The following is a 26,347-nucleotide window of genomic DNA, read 5'->3' as shown; positions in this document are numbered from 1 at the left end:
CCAGACTAGGCGGACGCCACCGCATCCCGCGGAACCCCGAGCACCGGCACCGTCGTCGCACCGGTGGTGGGGCTCAGCCAGACCCGGCTGCCGAGCTCCAGGTCCAGCGCCCGCGCGTGGGTGCGCGAGAGCACCACCAGCACCGGCTCCGCCTGGCCCTCGACGTCGACCGTGAGGCGCACCTCGAAGCCGACCCGCAGAGCCCGCTGGACGACGCCCGCCGCCGCACCGGGTACGCCGGGCTCGACGGCGACCTCGATGTCGTGCGGGCGCAGTGCGACCGGGCCGAGCTGGGTGACCGCACCGAGGAAGCCCATCACGAAGTCGTTCGCCGGCTCGTCGTAGAGCTGGTCGGGGGTGCCGATCTGCTCGATCCGCCCCTCGTTGATGACGACGATCTCGTCGGCGACCTCGAGCGCCTCCTCCTGGTCGTGGGTCACGAAGACGGTGGTCACGTGCACCTCGTCGTGCAGCCGGCGCAGCCAGTCACGCAGCTCCTTGCGCACCTTCGCGTCAAGCGCGCCGAACGGCTCGTCGAGCAGCAGCACCGACGGCTCGACGGCGAGCGCCCGCGCGAGCGCGAGCCGCTGGCGCTGACCGCCGGAGAGCTGGGAGGGCAGCCGGTGCGCGAACTGCGAGAGGTGCACCAGCTCGAGCAGCTCGGCCACCTTCGCCTTCACCTCGGGCTTGGGCCGCTTGCGGATCTCCAGGCCGAAGGCGACGTTCTTGGCGACCGTCATGTGCTTGAACACGGCGTAGTGCTGGAACACGAAGCCGACGTTGCGCTTCTGCGGGGGCAGCCTGGTGGCGTCCACGCCCTCGATCTCGACCGAGCCGGAGTCGGCTCCCTCGAGCCCGGCGATGATCCGCAGCAGGGTGGACTTGCCGCCGCCGCTGGGCCCGAGCAGGGCGGTCAGCTGGCCGGTCGGGAGGGAGACGTTGATGTCCTCGAGGGCGACGAAGTCGCCGTAGCGCTTGCCGATCCCTCTCACTTCGATGCTCATGCGTGATCCTCCTTGCGGATCAGAGAGACGACGACGAGGGCCAGCACGGAGACCAGCACGAGCACGAACGCGGCGGCGTACGCCGTGGGCTCCTCGTAGTTGTTGTAGCGGTTCTGGATGAGAAGGGTGGCGGTCTCGCCGCGCATCTCGGCGCCGGGGCTGACGATCTTGACCGCGCCGAACTCGCCGAGCGAGCGGGCCATGCTGAGCACGACGCCGTACACGACGGCCCACTTGATGCTGGGCAGCGTGATCCGCCGGAAGGTCTGCCAGCCGCTGGCTCCGAGGCTGCTGGCGGCGAGCTCGGCGTCGGTGCCGATCTCCTCCAGCACGGGCACGATCTCGCGGATCACCAGCGGCAGGCTGACGAACGCGGTGGCCATGATCAGGCCGGGCGTGGTGCCGATGACGTAGAAGCCGATCGACTCCAGCGCTCCGCCGAACCAGCCCTTGCCGGTGCTGTAGGCCAGCACCAGCGCGAGACCGACGACGACCGGGGAGACCGACATCGGCAGGTCGACGAGCACGGACAGGATCCGGCGGCCCGGGAACTGGTAGCGCACCAGCAGCAGCGAGATCCCCACCCCGAACAGGGTGTTGATCAGCACCGCCCAGAACGCCACGGTCAGCGTCAGGCTGAACGCATAGGTCACCGAGGGGTCGGTGAGCCGCTCCCAGAAGGCGCCGAAGCCGCCCTCGTCGCCCGCACCGGCCGGGGCGAAGGTCTGCTTGCCGACCTCGAACAGCGGCCAGATCACCAGCACGGCGAGGTAGACGATGACGAAGACGCGCAGCGTGTAGGCGACCGGTCCCTTGCGGCTGCGGATCGCACGAGTGTCAGCCACGGCGCGCCACCCGCCTCGAGATCACGTCGAGCAGCACGATCGTCAGCACCGCCACGATCAGCAGGAGCACGGCGACCGCGGCCGCTCCGGCCTGGTTGTCGCCCTCGAGGAACTTGAGGATCTTCAGCGACGCGACCTCGGTCTCGTACGGCGTGTTGCCCGAGATGAGCACCAGCGAGCCGAACTCGCTGATCGCCCGCGCGAAGCCGAGCGAGGAGCCCGCGGCGATCGCCGGGACCAGGCTCGGCAGGATGATCCGGCGGAAGGTCGTGACCCGCGAGGCCCCGAGGGACGCCGCCGCCTCCTCCACGTCGGCGTCGAGCTCGAGCAGCACCGGCTGGACCGTTCGTACGACGAAGGGCAGCGTGACGAAGAGCAGGGCGAGGAAGATGCCCTGCCGGGTGTTCACGATGTTGACCCCCACCGGGCTCTCCGGTCCCCACAGGCTGAGCAGCACCAGGCCGGCGACGATGGTCGGGAGAGCGAACGGGATGTCGATGACGACGTCGAGGATCCGCTTGCCGGGGAACTGGTCGCGGACCAGCACCCACGCCACGACGGTCCCGATGACCGCGTTGACCAGGGTGACCAGGAGCGCTTCGACGACGGTCAGGCGCAGCGCCGCGAACGTCTGGGCGTCGGTCAGGGTGTCCCAGAACCGGCCGAAGCCGCCGTCGGCGGCCGCGCCCACGACGGCGGCGAGCGGGAGCAGCACCAGCAGGCTGAACCAGACCAGCGCCACGCCGAGCCCGAGGCCCGAGGTCGGCGTCAGCCGGAACAGCCCGGAGCTGCCCTTGGCAGAGCCCGAGGGCCGGCCCCGTGTCGGAGCCGGCCCTGCGGGTGTGACGAGGGTGTCGGTCACTTCTTGGTCGCTTCGGCGTACAGCTTGTCGAAGCGGAGCTTCTCGCCGTCCTTGCCGAACCACTCCGCGTTGATGGCGCTCCACCCGCCGAGGTCGGCGGCGGTGCTCAGCGACGCGGGGGTCGGGAACGGGTTGCTCGGGTCGTTGGCGCCCTCCACCTCGATGCCGGAGATGTCGAGGTCACCGACGGGGCGGAAGCCCTTCTTCACGAACGCGGTCTGGCCCTCGTCGCTGAGGATGAAGTCCAGCCAGTCCTTCGCGGCCGGGTCGGAGTCCTTGAGGACGGCGCCCGGGTTCTCGATCAGGAAGGTGTGGTTCGGGACGATGTAGTCGAGGTCCTCGCCGTTCTGCTTGGCCAGGATGGCCTCGTTCTCGTAGGTCAGCAGCACGTTGCCGACGCCCTTCTTGAACGCCTCGGTCGCCTCGCGGCCGCTGGCGGCCCAGGTGGTGACGTTCTTGAAGACCTTCTCGAGGAAGGCGTCCGCCTGCTCCTCGGTGGCGCCGTTCTGCTTGGCGTAGGTGTAGAGCGCGAGGATGTTCCACTTCGCCGAGCCGGAGCTGGCGGGGTCCGGGGTGACGATCTTGACGTCGTCGCGGGTCAGGTCGTCCCAGTCCTTGATGCCGAGCGGGTTGCCCTTCTGGGTGGCGATCACGGCGACCGAGCTGGAGACGATGCCCTTGTTGGGTCCGGCGTTCCAGTCGTCGGCGACCAGGCCGGCGTCGACCAGGCGGGTCATGTCGGGCTCGAGCGAGAAGACGACGTAGTCGACGTCCTTGCCCTTGCTGTCCACGACCTTGCGGCTCTGGTCACCGGAGGGGCCGTAGGAGCCGGAGAACTTCACGTCCTTGCCGGCGTCGGTCTTGTTGAACTCCACCGCAGCGGCCTTGTTCCCGGCCTCCGGGACGGCGAAGCCGACGATGTTGATCGTCGTACCGCTGTCGCTGTCGCTGCCACCGTCGGCGCTCGCGCAGGCGGTCAGCGCCAGTGCGCCGGTCATCGCCAGGGCCGCAGCCTTGATCACTCGCTTCATTGCACCCATTCCTTGCTCTGCTTCGGCCGGCCTCTCGGGGGCCGGTTTCTCAAACTAGATCGGAATAATACACATTAGCGAGTTACCCGACTCCGCCCGTAGACAAATCGACGAGATGACGGAGGTCACAGGGGTCCCGAGCGGCCCGCGACGCCCACCAGGCGGCACCGGACCGGGCGCGCGAGCGCGGCGGACTATCGTGGTGAGGAGTTGCCGACGTGCGCCGATCGGGCGGCCGGAGCGCCGGCCGGGCGGGCGCCCGGCCAAAAAGTGGAACGTGTTCTAGATCGGCTCTAGAATCGGCACTCGTCGACGTTCGAGAGAAGTGGAGCAGGTGTGAGCCAGACCAAGCAGGTCAAGCAGCTGGACCGGGTGATCATCCGGTTCGCCGGTGACTCCGGCGACGGCATGCAGCTGACCGGTGACCGGTTCACCCAGGAGTCGGCCGTGTTCGGCAACGACCTGGTGACGCTGCCCAACTTCCCCGCCGAGATCCGGGCCCCCCAGGGCACCATCCCCGGCGTCTCGTCGTTCCAGATCCACTTCGCCGACCACGACATCCTCACCGCGGGCGACCGCCCCGACGTCCTGGTCGCGATGAACCCGGCCGCCCTCAAGGCCAACCTGGGCGACCTGCCCCGTGGCGCGACGATCATCGTCGACACCCACGACTTCACCAAGCGCAACCTCGACAAGGCCGGCTACTCCTCCAACCCGCTCGACAAGCTGGGTGAGGTCGACGACATCCTGGCCGGCTTCCAGGTCCAGCCCGTCGACCTGACCGGCATCACCGTCGAGGCGGTCAAGGAGTTCGGCCTGTCCCGCAAGGACGCCGCGCGGGCCAAGAACATGTTCGCCCTCGGCCTGCTGTCCTGGATGTACGGCCGCCCCACCGAGCCGACCATCGCCTTCCTGGAGCGCAAGTTCGCCAAGGTCGCCGACATCCTCGGCGCCAACATCGCCGCCTTCAAGGCCGGCTGGAACTACGGCGAGACCACCGAGACCTTCGTGGTCCAGTACGAGATCAAGCCGGCCCGGATGCACGCCGGCACCTATCGCAACATCACCGGCAACCTGGCCCTGTCCTACGGCCTGGTCGCCGCCGGCGTGCGCTCCGAGCTGCCGGTGTTCCTGGGCTCGTACCCGATCACCCCGGCCTCCGACATCCTCCACGAGCTGAGCAAGCACAAGGCGTTCGGCGTGACCACGCTGCAGGCCGAGGACGAGATCGCCGGCATCGGCGCCGCGATCGGCGCCTCCTTCGCCGGCCAGCTCGCGATCACCACCACCTCGGGCCCCGGCATCGCGCTCAAGTCCGAGGCGATCGGCCTGGCCGTGATGACCGAGCTGCCGCTCGTCGTCGTCAACGTGCAGCGCGGCGGACCCTCGACCGGCCTGCCCACCAAGACCGAGCAGGCCGACCTGCTGCAGGCCATGTACGGCCGCAACGGCGAGGCGCCGGTCCCGATCGTCGCACCCCAGTCGCCCGGCGACTGCTTCGCCGCCGCGGTCGAGGCCGCCCGGATCGCGATCACCTACCGCACCCCCGTCTTCCTGCTCTCCGACGGCTACCTCGCCAACGGCTCCGAGCCGTGGGCGATCCCGTCGATCGACGAGCTGCCGAAGATCGAGGCGAACTTCGCGACCGCGCCCAACCACACCTCCACCAACGCCAAGGGCGAGCAGGTCGAGGAGTTCTGGCCCTACGCCCGCGACCGCGACACCCTGGCCCGCCCGTGGGCCATCCCCGGCACCGCCGGCCTCGAGCACCGCATCGGCGGCCTGGAGAAGGCCGGCACCGTCCAGACCGGCCACGGCAACATCTCCTACGACCCGGCCAACCACGACCAGATGGTCCGGCTCCGCGCCGAGAAGGTCCAGCGGATCGCCGACTCCCTCCCGCCGCTCGAGATCGACGACCCCTCGGGCGAGGCCAAGGTCCTCGTGATCGGCTGGGGCTCGACGTACGGCCCGATCGGCGCCGCCTGCCGGCGGGTCCGGCGCGCGGGCTACCACGTCGCCCAGGTCCACCTGCGCCACCTCAACCCGTTCCCTAAGGACCTCGGCGAGATCCTCCGGGGCTACGACAAGATCCTCGTCCCCGAGATGAACCTCGGCCAGCTCTCCAAGATGCTGCGCGCCGAGTACCTCGTCGACGCCCAGGGCTACAACCACGTCTACGGGCTGCCGCTCAAGGCCGCCGAGCTCGCCGAGGCCATCGGCGTCCTCGTCGGCGATGCCGAGGGTCGCGAGGTCGACCTCGGCGAGCACGGCCTCAATCTTCCCGCCGACCACGAGGAGGCTCCGGTCCGATGAGCACCATCGATCTGCCCATGCCCGCGCTGGGGACCGCGCTCGTCCCCACCCTCGCCGACGGCGAGACCCAGACCGCCAAGGACTTCTCCAGCGACCAGGAGGTCCGCTGGTGCCCCGGCTGCGGCGACTACGCCGTCCTCAAGGCCGTCCAGTCCTTCCTCCCCGACCTCGGCCTGCGCCGCGAGAACATCGTCTTCGTCTCCGGCATCGGCTGCTCCTCGCGCTTCCCCTACTACCTCGACACCTACGGCATGCACTCCATCCACGGCCGCGCACCCTCGATCGCCACCGGCATCGCCACCGCCCGCGAAGACCTCTCCGTGTGGGTCGTCACCGGCGACGGCGACGCCCTCTCCATCGGCGGCAACCACCTCATCCACGCCCTGCGCCGCAACGTCAACCTGACCATCCTGCTGTTCAACAACCGCATCTACGGCCTCACCAAGGGCCAGTACTCCCCCACCAGCGAGGTCGGCAAGGTCACCAAGTCCACCCCCCTGGGCTCCCTCGACCACCCCTTCAACCCCGTCTCCCTGGCCCTGGGCGCCGAAGCCACCTTCGTGGCCCGCACCATCGACTCCGACCGCAAGCACCTCACCGCCGTGCTCGCCGCCGCGGCCGCCCACCGCGGCACCTCACTCGTCGAGATCTACCAGAACTGCCCGATCTTCAACGACGGCGCCTTCGACGCGATCAAGGACCGCGACAACGCGCACGCCCTGATCCCGCTCACCCACGGCGAGCCGATCACCTTCGGCGTGCGCTCGGAGGAGACCGGGCTCGGCGACAAGGCCCTGGTCCGGGGCGCCGGCGGCGGGGTCGAGGTCGCCGACACCGCCTCCGTCGCGGCCGAGGAGATCATCGTCCACGACGCCCAGAACCCGGACCCGTCGACGGCGTTCGCCATCTCGCGGCTCACCGACGCCGGCTACCTCAACCGCAGCCCGATCGGCATCTTCCGCCAGGTCGAGCGCCCGACGTACGACGACCAGGCGCGCGCCCAGGTCGCCACCGCCAGCGAGGCCGCGGCACCCCAGGGCACCCCCGAGGAGCGGCTCACCGCCCTCATCAACGCGGGCGACACCTGGACCATCGACTGACCCGCCCCCCACGCCAGGCACAACGCAACGCGCCGCCGAGCTGAGCTCGGCGGCGCGTTGCGTTGCGTGGTGACGGAGTGCGTCAGCTGCGCGGGTAGACCTTGAACTTGAAGGTCGCCTTGGCGTACACGGCGTCGCCCTTGGCGACGACCTTGTAGCGGGTGGTCTTGCGGCGCTCGGCCTTGACGAAGACCTTCTTGGTGAGGCCGCTGGCCTTGGTCTTCAGCTTCGCGATCCGGACCCACTTGCCGTTGCGCTTGACGTAGACCTTGATCTTGACGCCGGGGGCGAGCGGGTTCGTGGCGAACTTCGCCCACAGGCGCTTGCCGTAGCAGTCGGGCGGGTTCGGGCCGCAGGCGCCGATGCCGACCTCGCGCGGGGTGACCCCCTTCGCGGCGACGACCTTGTTGGACGGCTGGACCTGGATCGAATCGGCGGCCTGGGCGCCGGTCGGTGCGAGCGTCAAGCCCAGCAGAGCGGCGGTCAGGGCCGCCACCAGGACGGTGATGGTGCGAGTGAATCGCATCAGGGACTCCCCCTCGAGATCGGGTTCGTGCGTGGACACGGCCTTCGTGCCCACCTTGGCGCGACCTGAAACCACCTCGACCGCGCGAAGCAGCCCCACGTCGCTAGGGTCCCAGTGTGTCGGACCAGCGTCGCGGCTTCACCCTCGGGTTCCTCGCCTACCTGATGTGGGGTGCCTTTCCCCTCTACTGGCCGCTGCTCAAACCCAGCGGCGCCATCGAGATCCTGGCCCACCGCATGGTCTGGTCGCTGGTCGTGATGAGCCTGCTGGTCCTCGCGCTGCGCCGGGCCGGGGCGCTGCGCGCGGTGCTCCGCGCCCGGCGTACCGCGCTGCTGTTGGCGGTCGCCGCCGCCACGATCACCCTGAACTGGGGCACCTACATCTACGGCGTCAACAGCGACCGCGTCGTCGAGACCTCGCTCGGCTACTTCATCAACCCGCTCGTCACCGTGCTGATGGGCGTCCTCATCCTCGGCGAGCGGCTCCGGCCCGTCCAGTGGACCGCCCTCGCGATCGGGCTGGTCGCCGTCGTCGTGCTCACCGTCGACTACGGTCGCCCGCCCGTGATCGCCCTCGTCCTCGCCTTCTCGTTCGGCACCTACGGCCTGGCGAAGAAGTCCGCCGGCGTCGGCGCCATCGAGAGCCTCACCTTCGAGACCGCCGTCATCGCCCCGTTCGCCCTCGGCTATCTCGTCTGGCTCGGCAGCACCGGCCGCGCCCACTTCACCGGCGAGGGCCCCGGCCACGTCGTCCTGCTGCTCGCGAGCGGCATCGTCACCGCCGTCCCGCTGCTCTGCTTCGGCGCCGCCGCCACCCGGGTCTCGATGACCACGCTCGGGCTGCTCCAGTACCTCACCCCCACCATCCAGTTCGCCCTCGGCGTCACCCTGCTCGGCGAGCACATGCCCCCCGGCCGGTGGGTCGGGTTCGGGCTGGTCTGGGTCGCGCTCGCCATCCTCACCGTGGAGGCGCTGCGCCATCACCGCCGCCAGCTCGCGCTCGCGGCGGAGAGCTGCGCTGTGTGATCTGGCTCGCTGCGCTCGCATGTCGGGCGCGCTGCTGCGCGTCGCCTTCCTCCGCTGCGCTCGCTCGTTCCTCGCTCGCTTCGCTTCGTCCAGGCAACGCGGCGCGCCCGACGGGAGACTCAACCGGATGTCACACAAAGACATCCCGAACCTCGGGCGGCGGCGGACGGGGTGCACGTCGCCGCCGCACGAGGCGATCAGGGGGCGCTCGGGCGGAGCGTCCGTGGCCCGAGCCACGACTACAAAGTTAACTGGACAACTCGGCTTCAACGAGCCCAGGCAACCACGGTTCGACCGAACCCCTGACAGGCCCTGCCGATCACTCCGGGCGGACGAGGACCTCCAAGAACTCGTGGTTGACGAAGAGCCGCTCGCGCCCGACCTTCACATCGAGGAGGAGGCCGGCCTCGACGAGGGCATGGAGCCATACCGAGGCGGTCTGTCGCGAGACGTCGCAGCGGCTGACGACGCCGCTGATCCGGCAGTACGGCTGTTCGAACAAGACGTCGAGGAACTGTGCGTCACGACCACCCGGGGTCGCGGCCCGAGCGCGGTCGGCGATCACCTCCTGACAGTCACGGATCGCCGAGATCTTGCGGACGGCCGATTCCGCGGACTCGCGCACCACGTCGAGCATGTAGTGGATCCACTCGATCCACGCCCCTTCGGCCGTCACCGCACGAAGCAGTCGGTAGTAGTCGTTCTTGCGAGCGATGATCGACCGGGACAGGTAGAGGATCGGCTCGTCGAGGAGTCCGGCCTCGATCAGCATCAAGATGTTGAGGACGCGTCCGGTGCGCCCGTTGCCGTCGTGAAAGGGGTGGATCGCCTCGAACTGATAGTGAGCGACGGCCATCCGGACGAGCGGGTCGAGGTCGTCGTCCGCATGGATGAAGCGCTCCCACGCGGCCAGCTTGTCCCGAATGACCTCCGCCCCCTCGGGCGGCGCGTAGACGATCTCCCGGGTCAGCGGGTTGGCGATCCGCGTTCCCGGCACACTGCGGACATCCATGTCCGTGCCTTGGAGCTGGGAGCAGATCGTGGCAGCGGTACGCGCGGAGAGCGGCCTCTCGCGCAGCGCGGCGACACCTGCGAACAGGGCACTGCGATAGCGCAGCGCCTCCTTGGTGGCGTGGTCACCACCGCCAGTATCGACGTGCTTGAAGAGCTCATCCGCCGTGGTCACGATGTTCTCGATCTCGGAGCTCGCCTGCGCCTCGAGGATCGGGACAGCATGGATGAGCACGTTCGGATTCGGCAGCAGCCGACCGGCTTGCGCCAGAGTCGCGAGCGCCGCACGGGCTCCGACAGTCGCCTTCAGCACCGACCTGGGCTCGATGTCGAGGGCCGGCGGCAATGGCGGCAGGTCGTTGAACGGGACCTCAGGTCGCCAGGTCATCGGTCAACTCATTCACCACATCGCCGCTACATGTTAAGAGATTCCAGAAAACTTAACACGTTCTGTCGACATGTCCAGTGGCTTGACAGATGACCTCAGGCCGAGCGGACCGCCACCACGTCGGCGAAGTCCTCCAGGGCGGTGCGCACCGAGCCCTCGGGCAGCGCCTGGAGGAGCTGCTTGGCCTCCTGGGCCCGGGCGACGACGTACGCCTGGGCCTGGCCCATGGCGGGGTGCTTGCGGAGCAGGTCGAGCGCCTCGGCGTGCAGCTCGGCGTCGGCGGCGAGGTCGGTGCGGGCCGGGTCGAGGAGCTCGAGCAGACGGGCGTCGGCCGGGTCGGTCGAGGCGCGGGCGAGCAGCACCGGCAGGGTCGGGACGCCCTCCTTGAGGTCGGTGCCGGGGGTCTTGCCGGACTCCTCGCTCTCGGAGGCGACGTCGAGGATGTCGTCGGAGAGCTGGAAGGCGGTGCCGACGAGCTCGCCGTACGCCGTCAACGCCGTGACGACCTCCGGCGCGGCGCCGGAGAAGAGCGCGCCGTAGTGGGCCGAGGTGGCGATCAGGGAGCCGGTCTTGCCGGCGACGACCTCGAGATAGTGGGCCAGCGCGTCCTCGCCGGGGCCGGGCTTCACGGTCTCGAGGATCTGGCCCTCGACCAGGCGGGTGAAGGTCTCCGCCTGGATCCGTACGGCGTCCGGGCCGAGCCGGGCGGTCAGCTCGGAGGACTTCGCGAACAGCCAGTCGCCGGTGAGGATCGCGACCAGGTTGTCGTAGCGGGCGTTGGCCGAGTCCTCGCCGCGGCGCAGGGCGGCCTCGTCCATCACGTCGTCGTGGTAGAGCGAGCCGACGTGGGTGATCTCCACGACGCAGGCCGCGGTGAGCACCTCCTCGGCGTCGGGCCGCGGCCCCGCCTCGGCGGCGAGGAGCACGAGCAGCGGGCGGAAGCGCTTGCCGCCGGCGGCGAGCAGATGGCGCGCCGCCTCGGTGACGTAGGGCGCCCGGCTGGACGCGTGCTCGTACAGCGCCTCCTCGACCGTGGCCATCCGCGCCCTCAGCCGGTCGGCGAGGGCGGTGTCGTCGATCGGCAGGGCCAGGTCGGCGGGACGCGCATCAGGGCTCACCTGATGAAGTCTCCCGTACTCACCACCAGATCGAGAACCGGGCCCGGCACGATGCCGAGGACTAGGGTCGCGACCAGGCACACCGCGATGGTGCCCGAGGTCAGCAGCGAGGACCGGGTGACGACGCCCGCGCCGTCGGCGCTGGGCTCGGTGAAGAACATCAGCCGGATGTGGCGTACGTAGAAGGTGATCGCCAGGATGCTGCACGCGATGGCCACCAGGACCACCGGCCAGGCCCCCGCGGACAGCGCCGAGGTGAAGACCGCCCACTTGCCGATGAAGCCCGCCGTGAGGGGGATGCCGGCCATGGAGAGCAGGAAGAAGGCGAACGCCCCGGCCACCAGCGGCGAGGTGCGGCCCAGCCCGGCCCAGCGTTCGTACGCCGTCGCCTCGCCGCCCCCGTCGCGGACCAGGGTGACGATCGCGAAGGCGCCGATCATCGCGAACCCGTAGGTGGTGAGGTAGAAGAGCACGCCCTCGAGCGAGGTGTACTGCCCCTTCGCGAGCTCGTCGGCGCTCTGCACGCCGAGCACGCCGACCAGGATGAAGCCGGTGTGGGCGACCGAGGAGTAGGCCAGCATCCGCTTCACGTCGTTCTGGACGATGGCGAGCACCGCACCCAGCACCATCGAGGCGATCGCGATCACCCACAGCATCGGCTGCCAGCTCCAGCGCTCGCCGCCGAAGGCGACGTACAGCAGCCGGAGCAGCGCGCCGAAGGCGGCGACCTTGGTGCCGGCGGCCATGAACGCCGTCACCGCGGTGGGCGCGCCCTGGTAGACGTCGGGCGTCCAGGCCTGGAAGGGTGCGGCGCCGACCTTGAACAGCAGGCCGACGGCGAGCAGGCCGATGCCGGCGAGCAGCAGGCCGTGGTTGGCCGAGCCGGCGCGGACCGCCTCGTTGATCCCGGCGAAGCTCACCGAGCCGGCGTAGCCGTAGACCAGCGCGGCGCCGTAGAGGAAGAAGCCGGAGGCGAAGGCGCCGAGCAGGAAGTACTTCATCGCCGCCTCCTGGCTCAGCAGGCGGCGCCGGCGCGCCAGGCCGCAGAGCAGGTAGAGCGGCAGCGAGAGGATCTCCAGGGCCACGAACATGGTGAGCAGGTCGCCGGACGCCGGGAACAGCAGCATGCCGCCCACCGCGAAGAGGAGCAGCGGGTAGACCTCGGTGTGCTCCAGGCCGCGGGTGGAGGCGTCGCGCTCCCCCTCGGAGCCGGGCAGCGCCGCCGCCTGGCCGGTGAACGCGGACACGCCGCCCTCGAGCCGCTGCTCGGCGAAGAGCGCGATGCCGCCGAGCGCGAACACGAGGAGCAGGCCCCACAGGTAGACGGTCGGGCCGTCGACCACGACGCTGCCCATCGCGCCGACCAGGCCGCGGCCCTCGGCGCCGTCGGCGCCCTGGTGCTTCTCGAGGTCCATGCCGATGAGGACGGTCGCGACGAGGGCGGCGAGCACGGCGGCCAGCGCCACGCCCACCTGGGGCAGCCGGCGGGTGCCGCGCGGCAGGAAGGCCTCCAGCGCGACGCCGACGCAGGCGCCGCCGAGGACGATGAGGAGCGGCAGCAGCTCGACGTACTCGAGCTCGGGCTTCACGAACTCCATCAGTGCGCCTCCTCCGTCTGCACGACCGTGGGCTGGTCGTCCTGGATCCCCATCTGGTGCATCAGGTCACCCACCATCGGGTTGCTCACGTCGAGCAGGGGTGCGGGATAGAACCCGAAGAAGACCAGCGCGGCCATGAGCGGCGCGACGGCGACGATCTCGCGGACGCCGACGTCGCGGGTGGCCTCGGCCTCCGGGGGCGTGGGCCCGGTCATGGTGCGCTGGTACATCCACAGCACGTATATCGCGGACAGCACCACCGCGGTGACCGCGATCGCGCCGACGTACCAGCCGTAGTCGAAGGCCGCCGCGAACACCAGGAACTCGCTGATGAACGGCGACAGGCCCGGCAGCCCGAGCGTGGCCAGGCCGGCGACGAGCAGCAGGCCGGCCAGGACCGGGGCGACCTTCTCGACGCCGCGCATCTCACGGATCGACGAGGTGCCGCTGCGGTCGTAGAGGTAGCCCGCGACCAGGAAGAGCGCGGCGGTGCCGAGGCCGTGGTTGACCATGTAGAGGATCGCGCCGGTGCCGCCCTGGCTGGTCATGGTGAAGACGCCCAGGGTGATCAGGCCGAAGTGGCTCAGCGAGGTGAGACCGATCAGCCGGAAGATGTCGTCCTGCCCGATCGCGATGAACGCGCCGTAGACGACGGAGATCAGCGCGAGCGTGATGACCAGCGGGGTCGCCCACTGCGAGGCCTCGGGGAAGATGCCGAGGCAGAACCTCATCATCCCGAAGGTGCCGATCTTGTCGAGGATGCACACGAGCAGCACGCCGGTGCCGGGCGTGGCCTTCTCGGTGGTGTCGGCCAGCCAGGTGTGCAGCGGGAACAGCGGCGCCTTGATCGCGAAGGCGATGAAGAAGCCGAAGAACAGCCAGCGGCCGGCCTCGGTGCCGATGTCGAGCTGCTCTAGGTCGGAGAGGAGGTACGACGGCTCGCCCTGCTGGGCGGAGACGACGTAGAGACCGATCACCGCGGCGAGCAGGATCAGGCCGCCCGCGAGCTGGAACATCAAGAACTTGAGCGCCGCCGCGCCCCGGCCCTCGCGGCCGAAGCCGCCGACCAGGAAGTACGCCGGGATCAGCGTCGCCTCGAAGACGACGTAGAAGAGGAAGACGTCGGTGGCGCAGAACACGGCGAGCGAGAGACCCTCGAGGGCGAGGGTCCAGGCGACGAACGACCGGGCGCCGGCGGAGCCCGCGGCGTCGGCCTTGAACCACTCCGCGCCGAGCACCAGCGGGACGAGCAGCACGGTCAGCAGGACCAGCAGCAGGCCCAGGCCGTCGACGCCGAGGGCGTAGTGCACCCCGAACGCCTCGATCCACTCGTGCTCCTCGGTCAGCTGGCGGCCGCCGTCGACCTCGTAGGACGCCGCGACGACGATGCCCACGACCAGGGTCGCCAGCGCGACGCCGAGGCCGGCGGTCTTGCTGACCGTGCGGGGCGCGAGCGCGACGGCGACCGCACCGGCGATCGGCAGCCAGACGAGCAGGCTGAGCAACATCAGTTCACCACCACCAGGGTCAGGACGACGAGCAGTGCGCCACCGAGGATGCCGAGGGCGTAGGACCGGACATAGCCGTTCTGGAGCCGCCGGAGCAGCTCGCCGGTGCCGGCGAGGACCGTGGTGCCGCCCATGAAGAGGCCGTCGACGAGGGTGCGGTCACCGTCGGTGAGCGCGCGCACCGTGGCGCGGCCCGGGTTGACGACCAGGCCCTCGTTGATCGCGTCGCCGTAGAGGTCGGCGCGAGCGGCCCTGGTGGCGAGGGAGACGTCGGCCGGCGCGGTGCGCGGTACGTCGCGCTGGCCGACCAGGACCCAGGCGAGCGCCACGCCGGCGAGCACCACCGCGATGGTGATCAGGGTGAGCACGATGACCGGCAGCGGCGGGTCCTCGTGCTCGACGTGGCCGACGACCGGGCTGAGCCAGTCGACGATCCAGTTGCCGGCGAGCATCAGGCCGCCGAGGGCCGACAGCGCGGCGAGGACCATCAGCGGGATGGTCATCACCAGCGGGCTCTCGTGGGGGTGGACGTTCTTCTCCCACCTCTTCTTGGTGAAGAAGGTCATCAGCATCATCCGGGTCATGTAGAAGCCGGTGATGCCCGCTCCGAGCAGGGCACAGATGCCGACGACGGGGTTCTCGGTGAGCGCGACCTCGATGATCTTGTCCTTCGACCAGAAGCCGGCGAACGGCGGGATGCCGATGATCGCCAGGAAGCCGAGGGCGAAGGTCGCGAAGGTGATGGGCAGCGCCTTCTGCAGCGCGCCGTAGTGGCGCATGTCGACGTCGTCGTCCATCGCGTGCATCACCGAGCCGGCCCCGAGGAACATGTTGGCCTTGAAGAAGCCGTGGGTCAGCAGGTGGAAGATCGCGAAGGCGTAGCCCGCGACGCCGAGACCGGCGCCGAGCATCATGTAGCCGATCTGGCTCATCGTGGAGCCGGCCAGGCCCTTCTTGATGTCGTCCTTCGCGCACCCGATGATCGCGCCCCACAGCAGCGTCACCGTGGCCACGATGACCACCGCGGTCTGGGCGGTCGGCGCCAGCTCGAAGACGAAGTTGGAGCGGGTGATCAGGTAGACGCCGGCGGTGACCATGGTCGCCGCGTGGATGAGGGCGGAGACCGGGGTCGGGCCCTCCATGGCGTCGAGGAGCCAGGCCTGGAGCGGGACCTGGGCGGACTTGCCGCAGGCTCCGACGAGCAGCAGGACGCCGATCCAGTTCAGCGTGGTCTCGGTCGCGCCGCCCGCCAGGGCGCTGACACCGCTGAAGCTGGTGGTGCCGAAGGTGACGATCATCAAGAAGATCGCCAGGCTCAGGCCCATGTCGCCGACCCGGTTGATGACGAAGGCCTTCTTGGCGGCGGCGGCCGCGGACGGCTTGTGCTGCCAGAACCCGATGAGCAGGTACGACGCGAGACCGACGCCCTCCCAGCCGAGGAACAGGCCCACGTAGTTCTCCGCGAGGATCAGCATGAGCATGGCCGCGACGAAGAGGTTGAGGTAGGCGAAGAACCGCCGGCGACGCGGGTCGTGGGCCATGTAGCCGATGGAGTAGACGTGGATCAGCGAGCCGACGCCGGTGATCAGCAGCAGGAAGAGCGCCGACAGCGGGTCGTAGAGCAGATCCATGCCGATGTGGAGCTTCCCGGCGTCGATCCAGTCGTAGAGGTGCTGGGAGACCTGGCGCTCCCCCTCGTCGCGACCGAGCAGGTTGACGAACAGCACCAGGCTGATCAGGAACGAGCCGGCCGAGGTCGCCGTACCGAGCAGGTGGCCCCACTTGTCGGTACGCCGGCCGCCGAGCAGGAGGATCGCGGCGCCGAGCAGCGGCAGCGCGATGATCAGCCAGAGCAGGGTGAACGGCCCGTCGGCCTCGGTCGGCGCGACCACGGGGATGTGGGTCTCGCTGGCCTTGAGCGTCAGGGCCGGCGTCAGCGCGGTGAGTGCGTGCATCATCCCGTCCTCAGAACTTCAGCAGGCTCGCGTCGTCGACCGAGGCCGAGCGACGGGTCCGGAAGATGGTCATGATGATCGCGAGCCCGACCACCACCTCGGCCGCGGCCACCACCATCACGAAGAAGGCCGCGATCTGGCCGTCGAGGTTGCCGTGCTGGCGGGCGAACGCGACGAAGGCCAGGTTGCAGGCGTTGAGCATCAGCTCGACGCACATGAACACCACGATCGCGTTGCGCCGGGTGAGCACCCCGATCGAGCCGATGGTGAAGAGGATGGCGCTGAGCACCACGTATTCGGTCACGCCTCGTTCTCCTCACTGGAGCCGGTAGCAGCGCTCTTCCCCGCCGTTTCGGGCTTCTCCGTGGGATCCACGCCGAGCTGGTCCGTGATCGCGTCGATGTCGCGCAGGCCGGTCTTCTGCATGGTGCCGCGGGCCGCGAGCACCCGCGAGACCGACGCCGGCGCCGGGCTGCCGTCGGGCAGCAGGGCCGGGGTGTCGACCGCGTTGTGGCGGGCGTAGACGCCGGGAGGGGGCAGCGGGCCGAGGTGGGCACCGCTCTCGCCGTACGCGCGGATCCGGTCGGCGGCCAGGTCGGCCTGGGTCTTCTTCGGCGTGAGCCGCTCGCGGTGGGCGAGCACCATCGCGCCGACCGCGGCGGTGATGAGCAGCGCGCTGGTGGCCTCGAAGATGAAGACGTAGCGCGAGAACAGCAGATCGGCGAGCGCCTGCACGTTGCCGCCGGAGTTCGCCTCGTCGAGGCCGACGGCGGTGCCGAAGGTGAGCTGGGTCAGGGCGACGACCATCACCACGACGAACGCCAGGCCGACCACCCAGGCCAGCGGGCGCTGGCCCTTGATGGTCTCGACCGTGGAGTCGGAGGCGTCGACGCCGACCAGCATCAGCACGAACAGGAACAACATCAGGATCGCGCCGGTGTAGACGATGATCTGCACCGCGAACAGGAAGGGCGCCTCGAGCACGGCGTAGAGCACCGCGAGGCTGATCATCACCACCGCCAGCAGCAGCGCGGCGTGCACGGCCTTGCGGACGAACAGGATGCCGAGCGCGGCGAGCACCATGATCGGCGCGAGGATCCAGAAGGCGGTCACTGCTCGGCCCCCTTGAACTCCCCACGGTAGTAGTCGTCGTCGTTGCCGAGCAGCATCGGGTGCGGCGGCTGCTCCATGCCGGGCAGCAGCGGCGCCAGCAGGTCGGACTTCTCGTAGATCAGGCTGGCCCGGCTGTCGTCGGCGAGCTCGTACTCGTTGGTCATGGTGAGCGCCCGGGTCGGGCAGGCCTCGATGCACAGACCGCACAGGATGCAGCGCAGGTAGTTGATCTGGTAGACGCGGCCGTAGCGCTCACCGGCGCTGTAGCGGCCGGTCTCGCCGTCGGGTCCCACGCTGTCGTCGTTCTCCGCGCCCTCGACGTAGATCGCGTCGGCGGGGCAGGCCCAGGCGCACAGCTCGCACCCGACGCACTTCTCGAGGCCGTCGGGCCAGCGGTTGAGCTGGTGACGACCGTGGAAGCGCGGCGCGGTGGGCAGCTTCTCCTTGGGGTACTGCTCGGTGACGACCTTGCGGAACATGGTCCGGAAGGTGACGCCGAAGCCGGCGACCGGGTCCCAGAACTGCTCCTTGAGGGACGGGCCCTTCTCGCCGGTCCTCTTCGAACCGTGCTGGTCAGCCATTGCTCACCCCTGAATCGCGGACGGTCTCGTTGACGGTGGCATCGGAGCGGAACACCAGCGGCGCGGCAGCACCGCGGACCGCGCCGCCCGCGGGCATCGGCGGTACCGGGAAGCCCCCGGCGCGCGGAGCGACACCCTCGGTCTCGGGCTCGGCGTCCTTCTCGGGGAGGAAGAAGCTCAGCAGCAGCGCCACGAGCACCACGCCGGCGATGATCAGCCAGAACTGCGGGTTGCTGCCGAATCCCTCGTCGAACACGCCCTCGTTGCGGGCCGCGCGCATGGTGGCGACCGCGACGATCCACACCAGCGAGATGGGGATCAGCCGCTTCCAGCCGAACGCCATGAACTGGTCGTAGCGCAGCCGCGGCAGCGAGCCGCGCAGCCAGATGAAGATGAAGATGAAGAAGAGCACCTTGCCGAAGAACCACAGCACCGGCCAGTAGCCCTGGTTGGCGCCCTCCCACACGTGGTCGATCCAGAACGGCGCGTGCCAGCCGCCGAGGAAGAGCGTGGTGGCGAGCGCGGAGACGGTCGCCATGTTGATGTACTCGGCGAGGAAGAACAGCGCGAACTTCAGGCTGGAGTACTCGGTGTGGAAGCCGCCCACCAGCTCGCCCTCGGCCTCGGGAAGGTCGAACGGCGCGCGGTTGGTCTCACCGACCATGGCGATCGTGTAGATCACGAACGACGGCAGCAGGATCAGCCCGAACCACAGGTTGTCCTGGGCGGCGACGATCTCGCTGGTCGACATCGAGCCGGCGTACATGAAGACCGAGACCAGCGCGAGGCCCATCGCGACCTCGTAGGAGATCATCTGGGCGCTCGAGCGCAGCCCGCCGAGCAGGGAGTACGTCGAGCCGCTGGACCAGCCGCCGAGGACGATGCCGTAGATGCCGATCGAGGCGATCGCCATCACGAACAGCACCGCCACCGGCATGTCGGTGAGCTGGAGCGGGGTGTCGTGGCCGAAGAAGCTCACCTCGGGACCGAACGGGATCACGCTGAAGGTCACGAACGCCGGGACCACCACGATCACCGGCGCGAGCACGAAGACCACCTTGTCGGCGGCCTTGGGGATCAGGTCCTCCTTGAACGCCAGCTTCACGCCGTCGGCCAGCGACTGCAGGAGCCCGAAGGGGCCGTGCACGTTGGGGCCGATCCGGTGCTGCATCCGGGCCACGACCCGGCGCTCCCACCAGATGTTGAACAGCGTGAGCAGGACCAGGATCACGAAGATCAGCAGGGTCTTGAGCCCGACGACCCACCACGGGTCCTTGCCGAACAGTGCGAGCGACTCCTTCACCCGTGCACCCCTTCCGCTCCCGTGATGGTGACCGTGGCGCCGGGGGACGCCAGGTCGGCGAGGACGCCGTTGCCGACCGAGTTGGCCGGCACCCAGACCGCGCCCTCGACGAGGTCGTCGCAGATCTCGGCCGGCAGCGTCATCGAGCCGCGGTCGCCGGTGAGGGTGACCGTCGGGCCGTAGCTGTCGAAGTCGGCCGGCGTGACCAGGGCGACGGGCGTGCGGGCGGTCGCCTTGAGGTACTTGTCGCCGTCCTGCAGCGAGCCGTTGTCGAGCAGCTGCTTCCAGGTGGCGAGCCGGACGCCGTCACCGGGTCGCTCGGCCGGGTCGGTGGTGCCGAGCGATGGCCGCTCGCCGTCCCACGGCCCGAGCTGCGCCATCTCGGCGCGCACCTCGTCGACCGTGCGGAACCCGAGCGGACTCCCCTGACCGAGCTGGGCGAGCTCCTCGGCGATGCCGGCGAGCGCGCGCAGCTCCGGCAGCGAGGCCGGGTTGTGGAGCGCGGCCTCCCAGCCGCGCACCCGGCCCTCCCAGTTGACGAAGCTGCCGGCCTTGTCGGTGGTGGGCGCGACCGGGAAGACGACGTCGGCACGGTCGGTGACCTCGGTGCGGCGCAGGTCGAAGGCGACCACGAAGCCGGCCGCGTCGAGCGCGGCGCGGGTGGCGGCCGGGTCGCTGGTGTCGTCGGGGTCGACGCCGGCGACCACCAGGCCACCGAGCGTCCCGTCGACGAGCGCCGCGACGATGCCGTCGGCGTCGCGGCCCGGGGTCTCGGGCAGGTGCTCGACGCCCCAGGCGGCGGCGACGTCGACCCGGGCGCGGGCGTCGGCGACCGGGCGGCCGCCGGGCAGCAGGGTCGGCAGGCAGCCGGCCTCGAGCGCGCCCCGGTCACCGGCCCGGCGCGGCACCCAGGCCAGCCGGGCGCCGGTGGCCGCGGCGACCTCGGCGGCGGCGCTGAGCGCACCGGGCACGGTCGCGAGCCGCTCCCCCACCAGCAGGACCGACGTGGCGTCCAGCTCACCGGCCAGCGCGCGCAGCGCGGCCGGCTCGTCGCCGGGCAGGGTCGGGACCAGTCGGGCGGAGAGCTTCGCCAGGCCGCGGGTGGTGAACGGCGCCAGGCCGACCACCTGGGTGCCGCCGGCGCGCACCGACTTGCGCAGCCGCAGGAAGATCGTCGCGGCCTCGTCCTCGGGCTCCAGCCCCACCAGGACGACCTTCGCGGCCGACTCCAGGTCGTCGTACGTGACGCCGCCGTGGCCGGGCCCGGTCAGCACGACGTGAGCGGCGAGGAAGGCGGCCTCCTCGGCGGAGTGCGGGCGGGCCCGGAAGTCGATGTCGTTGGTGTCGAGCGCGACCCGGGCCAGCTTGGCGTAGGCGTAGGCGTCCTCGGCGCTGAGCCGGCCGCCGGTCAGTACGCCGACGCCGCCGGCCTGCTTCGCCGCCGCCAGGCCGCGGGCGGCGACGGTGAACGCCTCGGGCCACGAGGCCGGGCGCAGGCTGCCGTCGTCGTCGCGGACCTGGGGGTAGGTGAGCCGGTCGTCGGCCTGGAGGTAGGCGAACGCGAACCGGTCCTTGTCGCTGATCCACTCCTCGTTGACCGCGGGGTCGTTGCCGGCCTGGCGGCGCAGCACCGTGCCGCGGCGGTGGTCGATGCGGATCGCGGAGCCGCACGCGTCGTGCTCGGCGACACCGGGCGTGGAGACCAGGTCGAAGGGCCGCGAGCGGAAGCGGTACTGCTCGGAGGTGAGCGCGCCGACCGGGCAGATCTGGATCACGTTGCCGGAGAAGTACGACAGGAAGGGCGCGTCCTCGGCGATGCCGATCTGCTGCTGGGCTCCGCGCTCGACGAGTGCGATGAACGGGTCGCCGGCGATCTCGTCGGCGAAGCGGGTGCAGCGCTGGCACACGATGCAGCGCTCGCGGTCGAGCAGGACCGTGGGCGAGAGGTTGATCGGCTTGGGGAAGGTCCGCTTCACGCCGCGGTTGCGCTCGTCGGAGAAGCGCGACTCGCCGCGGCCGTTGGACATCGCCTGGTTCTGCAGCGGGCACTCACCGCCCTTGTCGCAGACCGGGCAGTCGAGCGGGTGGTTGATGAGCAGCAGCTCCATCACGCCCTGCTGCGCCTTGTCGGCGACCGGGCTGGTGACCTGGGTGCTGACGACCATGCCCTCGGCGACCGGCAGCGTGCAGGAGGCCTGCGGCTTGGGGAAGCCGCGTCCGTTCCCCGCGTCGGGTACGTCGACCAGGCACTGCCGGCAGGCACCGGCCGGCGCGAGCAGCGGGTGGTCGCAGAAGCGCGGGATCTGGACGCCGATCTGCTCGGCGGCCCGGATCACCAGGGTGTCCTTGGGCACACTGACCTGGACGCCGTCGATGGTGACGGTGACCAGGTCGGTCTTCTCGATCTCGCCGGCGCTCATGCCGACACCTCCTGTCCGGCCCAGGCCGTGGACCGCGCCGGGTCGAAGGGGCACCCTCCCTGCTGGAGGTGGGCGAGGTACTCGTCGCGGAAGTGCTGGATCGAGCTGGACACCGGGCTGGTCGCGCCGTCGCCCAGCGCGCAGAACGAGCGGCCGAGGATGTTGTCGCACTGGTCGAGGAGCTGGTCGAGGTCGGCCTCGCTGCCCTGGCCGTTCTCGAGCCGGGTCAGTGCCTGCACCAGCCACCAGGTGCCCTCGCGACAGGGCGTGCACTTGCCGCAGGACTCGTGCTTGTAGAACTCCGTCCAGCGCAGCACCGCCCGCACCACGCAGACGGTCTCGTCGAAGATCTGCAGGGCGCGGGTGCCGAGCATCGAGCCGACGGCGCCGACGCCCTCGAAGTCGAGGGGTACGTCGAGGTGCTCGGCGGTGAGCAGCGGCGTGCTGGAGCCGCCCGGCGTCCAGAACTTCAGCTGGTGCCCCTCGCGCACGCCACCCGCCAGGTCGAGCAGCTCGCGCAGCGTGATGCCGAGCGGCGCCTCGTACTGACCGGGCTTCGTCACGTGGCCCGACAGCGAGAAGATGCCGTGGCCCTTGGACTTCTCGGTGCCCATGGAGCCGAACCAGGCCGCGCCGTTCTTGACGATGGCGGGGACCGAGGCGATGGACTCGACGTTGTTGATGACCGTCGGGCTGGCGTAGAGGCCCGCGACGGCGGGGAACGGCGGGCGCAGGCGGGGTTGGCCGCGGCGGCCCTCGAGGCCCTCGAGGAGGGCGGTCTCCTCGCCGCAGATGTAGGCGCCGGCGCCGGCGTGGACGACGACGTCGAGGTCGTAGCCCGAGCCGTGGATGTCCGTGCCGAGGTGACCGGCGGCGTACGCCTCGGCGACGGCGGCCTGGACCCGGCGGATGACGTGGACGACCTCGCCGCGGATGTAGATGAACGCCTTGTTGGCGCGGATGGCGTAGGAGCTGAGGATGACGCCCTCGACGAGGACGTGGGGGTTGCCCATCATCAGCGGGATGTCCTTGCAGGTGCCCGGCTCGGACTCGTCGGCGTTGACCACGAGGTACTTCGGCTTGGGGTTGTCCTGGGGGATGAAGGACCACTTCATCCCGGTCGGGAAGCCGGCGCCGCCGCGCCCGCGCAGGCCGCTGTCCTTGACCGCGGCGATGACGTCGTCGGGGCTCATCCCGAACGCGACGTCGAGGGCCTGGTAGCCGCCCTGGGCGGCATAGGTGGCGAGCTTCCAGGACTGCTCGGCGTCCCAGATGTCGGTGAGGACCGGGGTCAGCGTGTCGGTCATGCGTCACCGTCCTTCTGCGGGGCCTCGACGGCCGGCGTGGCCGCCGGGTCGGGAGCGTGCCAGCCGCGCTGGCGGGCGACCTCGAGTCCGGCGAGGGAGGCGGCGCCCGCGGACGGCCCCTCGTCGACCCGGCCGTCGGGGAAGCCGGCGAGCACCCGCTCGGCCTCGCGCCAGGTGCAGAGCTTGGGACCGCGGGTGGAGCTGACCTCGTGGCCGGCGCGCAGCGCCTCGACCAGCTGGACCGCCGACTCGGGGGTCTGGTTGTCCATGAACTCCCAGTTGACCATCAGCACCGGCGCGTAGTCGCAGGCCGCATTGCACTCGATGTGCTCCAGGCTCACCGTGCGCGAGTCGCCCTGGCGCTGGACGGCGACCTCGTCGTTGCCGATCTCGAGGTGGTCCTTGAGCCGCTGGAAGATGGCGTCGCCGCCCATCACCGCGCACAGGGTGTTGGTGCACACGCCGACGTGGTAGTCGCCGACGCCGTGGCGCTTGTACATCGTGTAGAAGGTCGCGACGCCGTTGACCTCGGCGGCGCTGATCTCGAGGATCGCGGCGCACGCCTCGATGCCCTCGGGGGTGATCCGGCCCTGGGCCGCCTGCACGAGGTGCAGCATCGGCAGCAGCCCCGAGCGCGGCTCGGGGTAGCGCCCGGCGATCTCGCGCAGCTCGGCGAGCGTCTTGTCGTCCAGCGGCGGGGTGCTCATCGGTCGACGCCTCCCATCACGGGGTCGATGCTCGCGATGGCGACGATGACGTCGGCGATCTGGCCGCCCTCGCTCATCAGGCCCATCGCCTGGAGGTTGTTGAACGACGGGTCGCGGAAGTGCGCCCGGAACGGTCGGGTGCCGCCGTCGGAGACGACGTGGGCGCCGAGCTCGCCGCGCGGCGACTCGACCGGCACGTAGGCCTGGCCGGCCGGGACCCGGAAGCCCTCGGTCACCAGCTTGAAGTGGTGGATCAGCGCCTCCATCGACTCACCCATGATGTGGCGGATGTGGTCGAGGCTGTTGCCCATCCCGTCGCTGCCGATGGACAGCTGGCTGGGCCAGGCGATCTTCTTGTCGGCGACCATGACCGGCGCGCCCTCGAGCCGGGCCAGCCGGTCGGCGGCCTGCTCGATGATCTTGAGCGACTCGTGCATCTCGTTGAGCCGGACCCGGAACCGGCCGTAGGAGTCGGCGGTGTCCCAGGTCTGCACGTCGAAGTCGTAGGTCTCGTAGCCGCAGTAGGGCTGGGCCTTGCGCAGGTCGTAGCCGTAGCCGGTGCTGCGCAGCACCGGTCCGGTCAGGCCGAGCGCCATGCAGCCCTCGAGGTCGAGGTGGCCGACGTTCTCGAGGCGGGCCTTGAAGATCGGGTTCGCGTTGCACAGCGCGGCGTACTCGGGCAGCCGCTTCTTCATCAGCGCGACGAAGGAGCGGATCTCGTCGAGCGCGCCGGGCGGCAGGTCCTGCGCGACGCCGCCCGGACGGATGAACGCGTGGTTCATCCGCAGGCCGGTGATCAGCTCGAACAGGTCGAGGACCAGCTCGCGCTCGCGGAAGCCGATGGTCATCACCGTGAGCGCCCCGATCTCCATGCCGCCGGTGGCGATGCAGACCAGGTGGGAGGAGATCCGGTTGAGCTCCATGAGCAGGACCCGCATGATCTGGGCCTTCTCGGGGATCTGGTCCTCGATGTCGAGCAGCCGCTCCACACCCAGCACATAGGTCATCTCGTTGAAGAAGGGCGCGAGATAGTCCATCCGGGTGCAGAAGGTCACGCCCTGGGTCCAGGAGCGGAACTCCATGTTCTTCTCGATGCCGGTGTGGAGGTAGCCGATCCCGCAGCGGGCCTCGGTGACCGTCTCGCCCTCGATCTCGAGGATCAGCCGGAGCACGCCGTGGGTCGAGGGGTGCTGCGGACCCATGTTGACGACGATCCGCTCGGCCGCGTCGCCCTCCCCCAGGTCGGCGGCGATCTCGTCCCAGTCCTGGCCGGTGACGGTGAAGACCCTGCCCTCGGCCGTGTCGCTGGCGTCGGCGTAGAAGTCGGTGCTCATCAGTTGTAGCTCCTCCGCTGGTCCGGCGGTGGCACGCTCGCGCCCTTGTACTCGACGGGGATGCCGCCGAGGGGGTAGTCCTTGCGCTGCGGGTGGCCCGGCCAGTCGTCGGGCATCAGGATCCGGGTCAGTGCCGGGTGGCCGTCGAACTGCAGGCCGAACATGTCCCAGGTCTCCCGCTCGTGCCAGTCGGCCGCGGGATAGATCGGCACGAGCGACGGCAGGTGCGGGTCGCTGTCGGGTACGGCGACCTCGACCCGGACCCGGCGGTTCCAGGTGAACGACATCAGGTGGTAGACCGCGTGCAGCTCGCGGCCCGCGTCGCCCGGGTAGTGGACGCCGCTGACTCCCGAGAGCAGCTCGAAGCGCAGGCTCGGGTCGTCGCGGAGCTTGGTCGCCACCTCGAGCAGGTGGTCGCGGTGGACGTGGAAGGTGATCTCGCCCCGGTGGATCACGACCTGCTCGATCAGCGGGTCGAGCACGTCGGCCACGGTGTCGAACCAGCCGCCGTAGGGACGCTGCGCGGCACCGGGCAGCACCACGGGGACCACCAGGCCGTCGTACCCGCTCGTGTCGCCGGAGCCCTTCACGCCGAACATCCCGCGGCGCTCGCCGACGGCGCGGATCTCGACGCCGGGCTCGCCGAGGGACTCGGGCGCGTTCTCGGGCGACTGCCCGGTGGCGGGCTGCTCGACGGCCTTGTCGGGGCCGGCCGGCTTCTCGTCGCTCACCGCAGCATCCCCCTCATGTCGCTGGTCGGCAGCGCCACCAGGCCCTCGGCCTCGAGCTCGCGGATCTGAGCCTGGCGGTTGGCGCCGAGGGGCGTGTGCTGGACCTTGTCGTGGAGCTTGAGGATCGCGTCGATCAGCATCTCCGGGCGCGGCGGGCAGCCGGGGAGGTACATGTCGACGGGCACGACGTGGTCGACGCCCTGGACGATCGCGTAGTTGTTGAACATGCCGCCGCTGCTGGCGCACACGCCCATCGCCAGCACCCACTTGGGCTCGGCCATCTGGTCGTAGATCTGGCGCAGCACCGGCGCCATCTTCTGGCTGACCCGCCCGGCGACGATCATCAGGTCGGCCTGGCGCGGGCTGGCCCGGAACACCTCCATGCCGAACCGGGCGAGGTCGTACTTGGGGCCACCGCTGGTCATCATCTCGATCGCGCAGCACGCGAGCCCGAAGGTCGCCGGCCAGAAGCTGGCCTTGCGCATGTAGCCGGCCAGTCCCTCGACCGTGCTCAGCAGGACTCCGCTGGGGAGCTTCTCCTCGACACCCATGGTGTGTCCCTCC

Annotated in this window: 23 protein-coding genes; 3 read left to right on the top strand and 20 right to left on the bottom strand. The window is 70.2% G+C overall.

Going from position 1 to position 26,347, the window contains the following annotated elements; translation table 11 throughout:
• Positions 1-5: 5 nt before the first annotated feature.
• From JOD66_RS16200 to JOD66_RS16185, 4 genes are read right to left on the bottom strand one after another with little or no spacing between them, the layout of a single operon-like run.
• On the bottom strand, positions 6-1,004 hold the full coding sequence (locus JOD66_RS16200) for a sulfate/molybdate ABC transporter ATP-binding protein (RefSeq protein ID WP_204837880.1): 999 nt from the start codon (positions 1,002-1,004) through the stop codon (positions 6-8).
• On the bottom strand, positions 1,001-1,849 hold the full coding sequence (locus tag JOD66_RS16195) for a sulfate ABC transporter permease (RefSeq protein WP_204837879.1): 849 nt from the start codon (positions 1,847-1,849) through the stop codon (positions 1,001-1,003). The genes JOD66_RS16200 and JOD66_RS16195 overlap by 4 nt, the downstream gene beginning before the upstream one ends.
• Entirely contained in the window at positions 1,842-2,711 is an 870-nt protein-coding gene (cysT, locus tag JOD66_RS16190) for a sulfate ABC transporter permease subunit CysT (protein ID WP_204837878.1), read from the bottom strand. Before cysT ends, JOD66_RS16195 begins: the two co-directional genes overlap by 8 nt.
• Complete coding sequence (locus JOD66_RS16185) at positions 2,708-3,742, bottom strand: extracellular solute-binding protein (RefSeq protein ID WP_204837877.1); 1,035 nt, start codon at positions 3,740-3,742, stop codon at positions 2,708-2,710. Before JOD66_RS16185 ends, cysT begins: the two co-directional genes overlap by 4 nt.
• A gap of 336 nt (positions 3,743-4,078) precedes the next feature.
• Here JOD66_RS16185 and JOD66_RS16180 point away from each other — a divergent pair, with 336 nt between their 5' ends.
• Together JOD66_RS16180 and JOD66_RS16175 are read left to right on the top strand one after the other, a co-directional pair.
• Positions 4,079-6,058: a 2-oxoacid:acceptor oxidoreductase subunit alpha gene (locus JOD66_RS16180; protein ID WP_204837876.1), complete on the top strand. Its 1,980-nt coding sequence runs from the start codon at positions 4,079-4,081 to the stop codon at positions 6,056-6,058.
• 17 nt (positions 6,059-6,075) lie between these two features.
• Positions 6,076-7,158, top strand: coding sequence for a 2-oxoacid:ferredoxin oxidoreductase subunit beta (locus JOD66_RS16175; protein ID WP_239546382.1), 1,083 nt, complete (start codon positions 6,076-6,078; stop codon positions 7,156-7,158).
• An 82-nt stretch (positions 7,159-7,240) separates the two neighbouring features.
• On the opposite strand, the gene JOD66_RS16170 is transcribed toward JOD66_RS16175, so the two are convergent.
• Complete coding sequence (locus JOD66_RS16170) at positions 7,241-7,684, bottom strand: hypothetical protein (protein WP_204837874.1); 444 nt, start codon at positions 7,682-7,684, stop codon at positions 7,241-7,243.
• Positions 7,685-7,800: 116 nt separating this feature from the next.
• On the opposite strand from JOD66_RS16170, the gene rarD reads away from it, so the two are divergent.
• Entirely contained in the window at positions 7,801-8,709 is a 909-nt protein-coding gene (rarD, locus tag JOD66_RS16165; protein WP_204837873.1) for an EamA family transporter RarD, read from the top strand.
• Positions 8,710-9,028: 319 nt separating this feature from the next.
• Here the strand turns inward: rarD and JOD66_RS16160 are convergent, their stop codons facing one another.
• From JOD66_RS16160 to JOD66_RS16090, 15 genes are all read right to left on the bottom strand, one after another.
• Positions 9,029-10,108, bottom strand: a complete 1,080-nt coding sequence (locus JOD66_RS16160) for a Fic family protein (protein WP_204837872.1) — start codon at positions 10,106-10,108, stop codon at positions 9,029-9,031.
• Positions 10,109-10,203: 95 nt separating this feature from the next.
• The gene (locus JOD66_RS16155) at positions 10,204-11,226 is read right to left on the bottom strand and encodes a polyprenyl synthetase family protein (RefSeq protein ID WP_372442580.1); all 1,023 of its coding nucleotides are present in this window, start codon (positions 11,224-11,226) and stop codon (positions 10,204-10,206) included.
• Positions 11,223-12,824 carry an NADH-quinone oxidoreductase subunit NuoN gene (gene nuoN, locus JOD66_RS16150; protein WP_204837871.1) on the bottom strand — a complete coding sequence of 534 codons (1,602 nt, stop codon included), beginning with the start codon at positions 12,822-12,824 and terminating at the stop codon, positions 11,223-11,225. The genes JOD66_RS16155 and nuoN overlap by 4 nt, the downstream gene beginning before the upstream one ends.
• Positions 12,824-14,332, bottom strand: a complete 1,509-nt coding sequence (locus tag JOD66_RS16145; protein ID WP_204837870.1) for an NADH-quinone oxidoreductase subunit M — start codon at positions 14,330-14,332, stop codon at positions 12,824-12,826. The genes nuoN and JOD66_RS16145 overlap by 1 nt, the downstream gene beginning before the upstream one ends.
• Complete coding sequence (gene nuoL / locus JOD66_RS16140) at positions 14,332-16,287, bottom strand: NADH-quinone oxidoreductase subunit L (protein WP_204837869.1); 1,956 nt, start codon at positions 16,285-16,287, stop codon at positions 14,332-14,334. The genes JOD66_RS16145 and nuoL overlap by 1 nt, the downstream gene beginning before the upstream one ends.
• A 10-nt stretch (positions 16,288-16,297) precedes the next feature.
• Positions 16,298-16,591: an NADH-quinone oxidoreductase subunit NuoK gene (gene nuoK, locus JOD66_RS16135; RefSeq protein WP_141800503.1), complete on the bottom strand. Its 294-nt coding sequence runs from the start codon at positions 16,589-16,591 to the stop codon at positions 16,298-16,300.
• Positions 16,588-17,370 carry an NADH-quinone oxidoreductase subunit J gene (locus JOD66_RS16130; RefSeq protein ID WP_239546380.1) on the bottom strand — a complete coding sequence of 261 codons (783 nt, stop codon included), beginning with the start codon at positions 17,368-17,370 and terminating at the stop codon, positions 16,588-16,590. Before JOD66_RS16130 ends, nuoK begins: the two co-directional genes overlap by 4 nt.
• A 26-nt stretch (positions 17,371-17,396) precedes the next feature.
• Entirely contained in the window at positions 17,397-17,981 is a 585-nt protein-coding gene (gene nuoI / locus JOD66_RS16125; protein ID WP_204837867.1) for an NADH-quinone oxidoreductase subunit NuoI, read from the bottom strand.
• Positions 17,974-19,284, bottom strand: coding sequence for an NADH-quinone oxidoreductase subunit NuoH (nuoH, locus tag JOD66_RS16120; RefSeq protein WP_204837866.1), 1,311 nt, complete (start codon positions 19,282-19,284; stop codon positions 17,974-17,976). Before nuoH ends, nuoI begins: the two co-directional genes overlap by 8 nt.
• The gene (locus JOD66_RS16115; RefSeq protein ID WP_204837865.1) at positions 19,281-21,704 is read right to left on the bottom strand and encodes an NADH-quinone oxidoreductase subunit G; all 2,424 of its coding nucleotides are present in this window, start codon (positions 21,702-21,704) and stop codon (positions 19,281-19,283) included. Before JOD66_RS16115 ends, nuoH begins: the two co-directional genes overlap by 4 nt.
• The gene (nuoF, locus tag JOD66_RS16110) at positions 21,701-23,011 is read right to left on the bottom strand and encodes an NADH-quinone oxidoreductase subunit NuoF (protein WP_204837864.1); all 1,311 of its coding nucleotides are present in this window, start codon (positions 23,009-23,011) and stop codon (positions 21,701-21,703) included. The genes JOD66_RS16115 and nuoF overlap by 4 nt, the downstream gene beginning before the upstream one ends.
• On the bottom strand, positions 23,008-23,718 hold the full coding sequence (nuoE, locus tag JOD66_RS16105; RefSeq protein ID WP_204837863.1) for an NADH-quinone oxidoreductase subunit NuoE: 711 nt from the start codon (positions 23,716-23,718) through the stop codon (positions 23,008-23,010). Before nuoE ends, nuoF begins: the two co-directional genes overlap by 4 nt.
• The gene (locus JOD66_RS16100; RefSeq protein WP_204837862.1) at positions 23,715-25,052 is read right to left on the bottom strand and encodes an NADH-quinone oxidoreductase subunit D; all 1,338 of its coding nucleotides are present in this window, start codon (positions 25,050-25,052) and stop codon (positions 23,715-23,717) included. The genes nuoE and JOD66_RS16100 overlap by 4 nt, the downstream gene beginning before the upstream one ends.
• Complete coding sequence (locus tag JOD66_RS16095; protein ID WP_204837861.1) at positions 25,052-25,783, bottom strand: NADH-quinone oxidoreductase subunit C; 732 nt, start codon at positions 25,781-25,783, stop codon at positions 25,052-25,054. Before JOD66_RS16095 ends, JOD66_RS16100 begins: the two co-directional genes overlap by 1 nt.
• Entirely contained in the window at positions 25,780-26,334 is a 555-nt protein-coding gene (locus tag JOD66_RS16090; RefSeq protein ID WP_141800511.1) for a NuoB/complex I 20 kDa subunit family protein, read from the bottom strand. The genes JOD66_RS16095 and JOD66_RS16090 overlap by 4 nt, the downstream gene beginning before the upstream one ends.
• Between the last annotated feature and the right edge of the window lie 13 nt (positions 26,335-26,347).

Source organism: Nocardioides nitrophenolicus (assembly GCF_016907515.1).
Lineage (GTDB): Bacteria > Actinomycetota > Actinomycetes > Propionibacteriales > Nocardioidaceae > Nocardioides > Nocardioides nitrophenolicus.
Note: the sequence above shows the minus strand (reverse complement) of the source record. Positions and strands in the feature narration are given on the sequence as shown.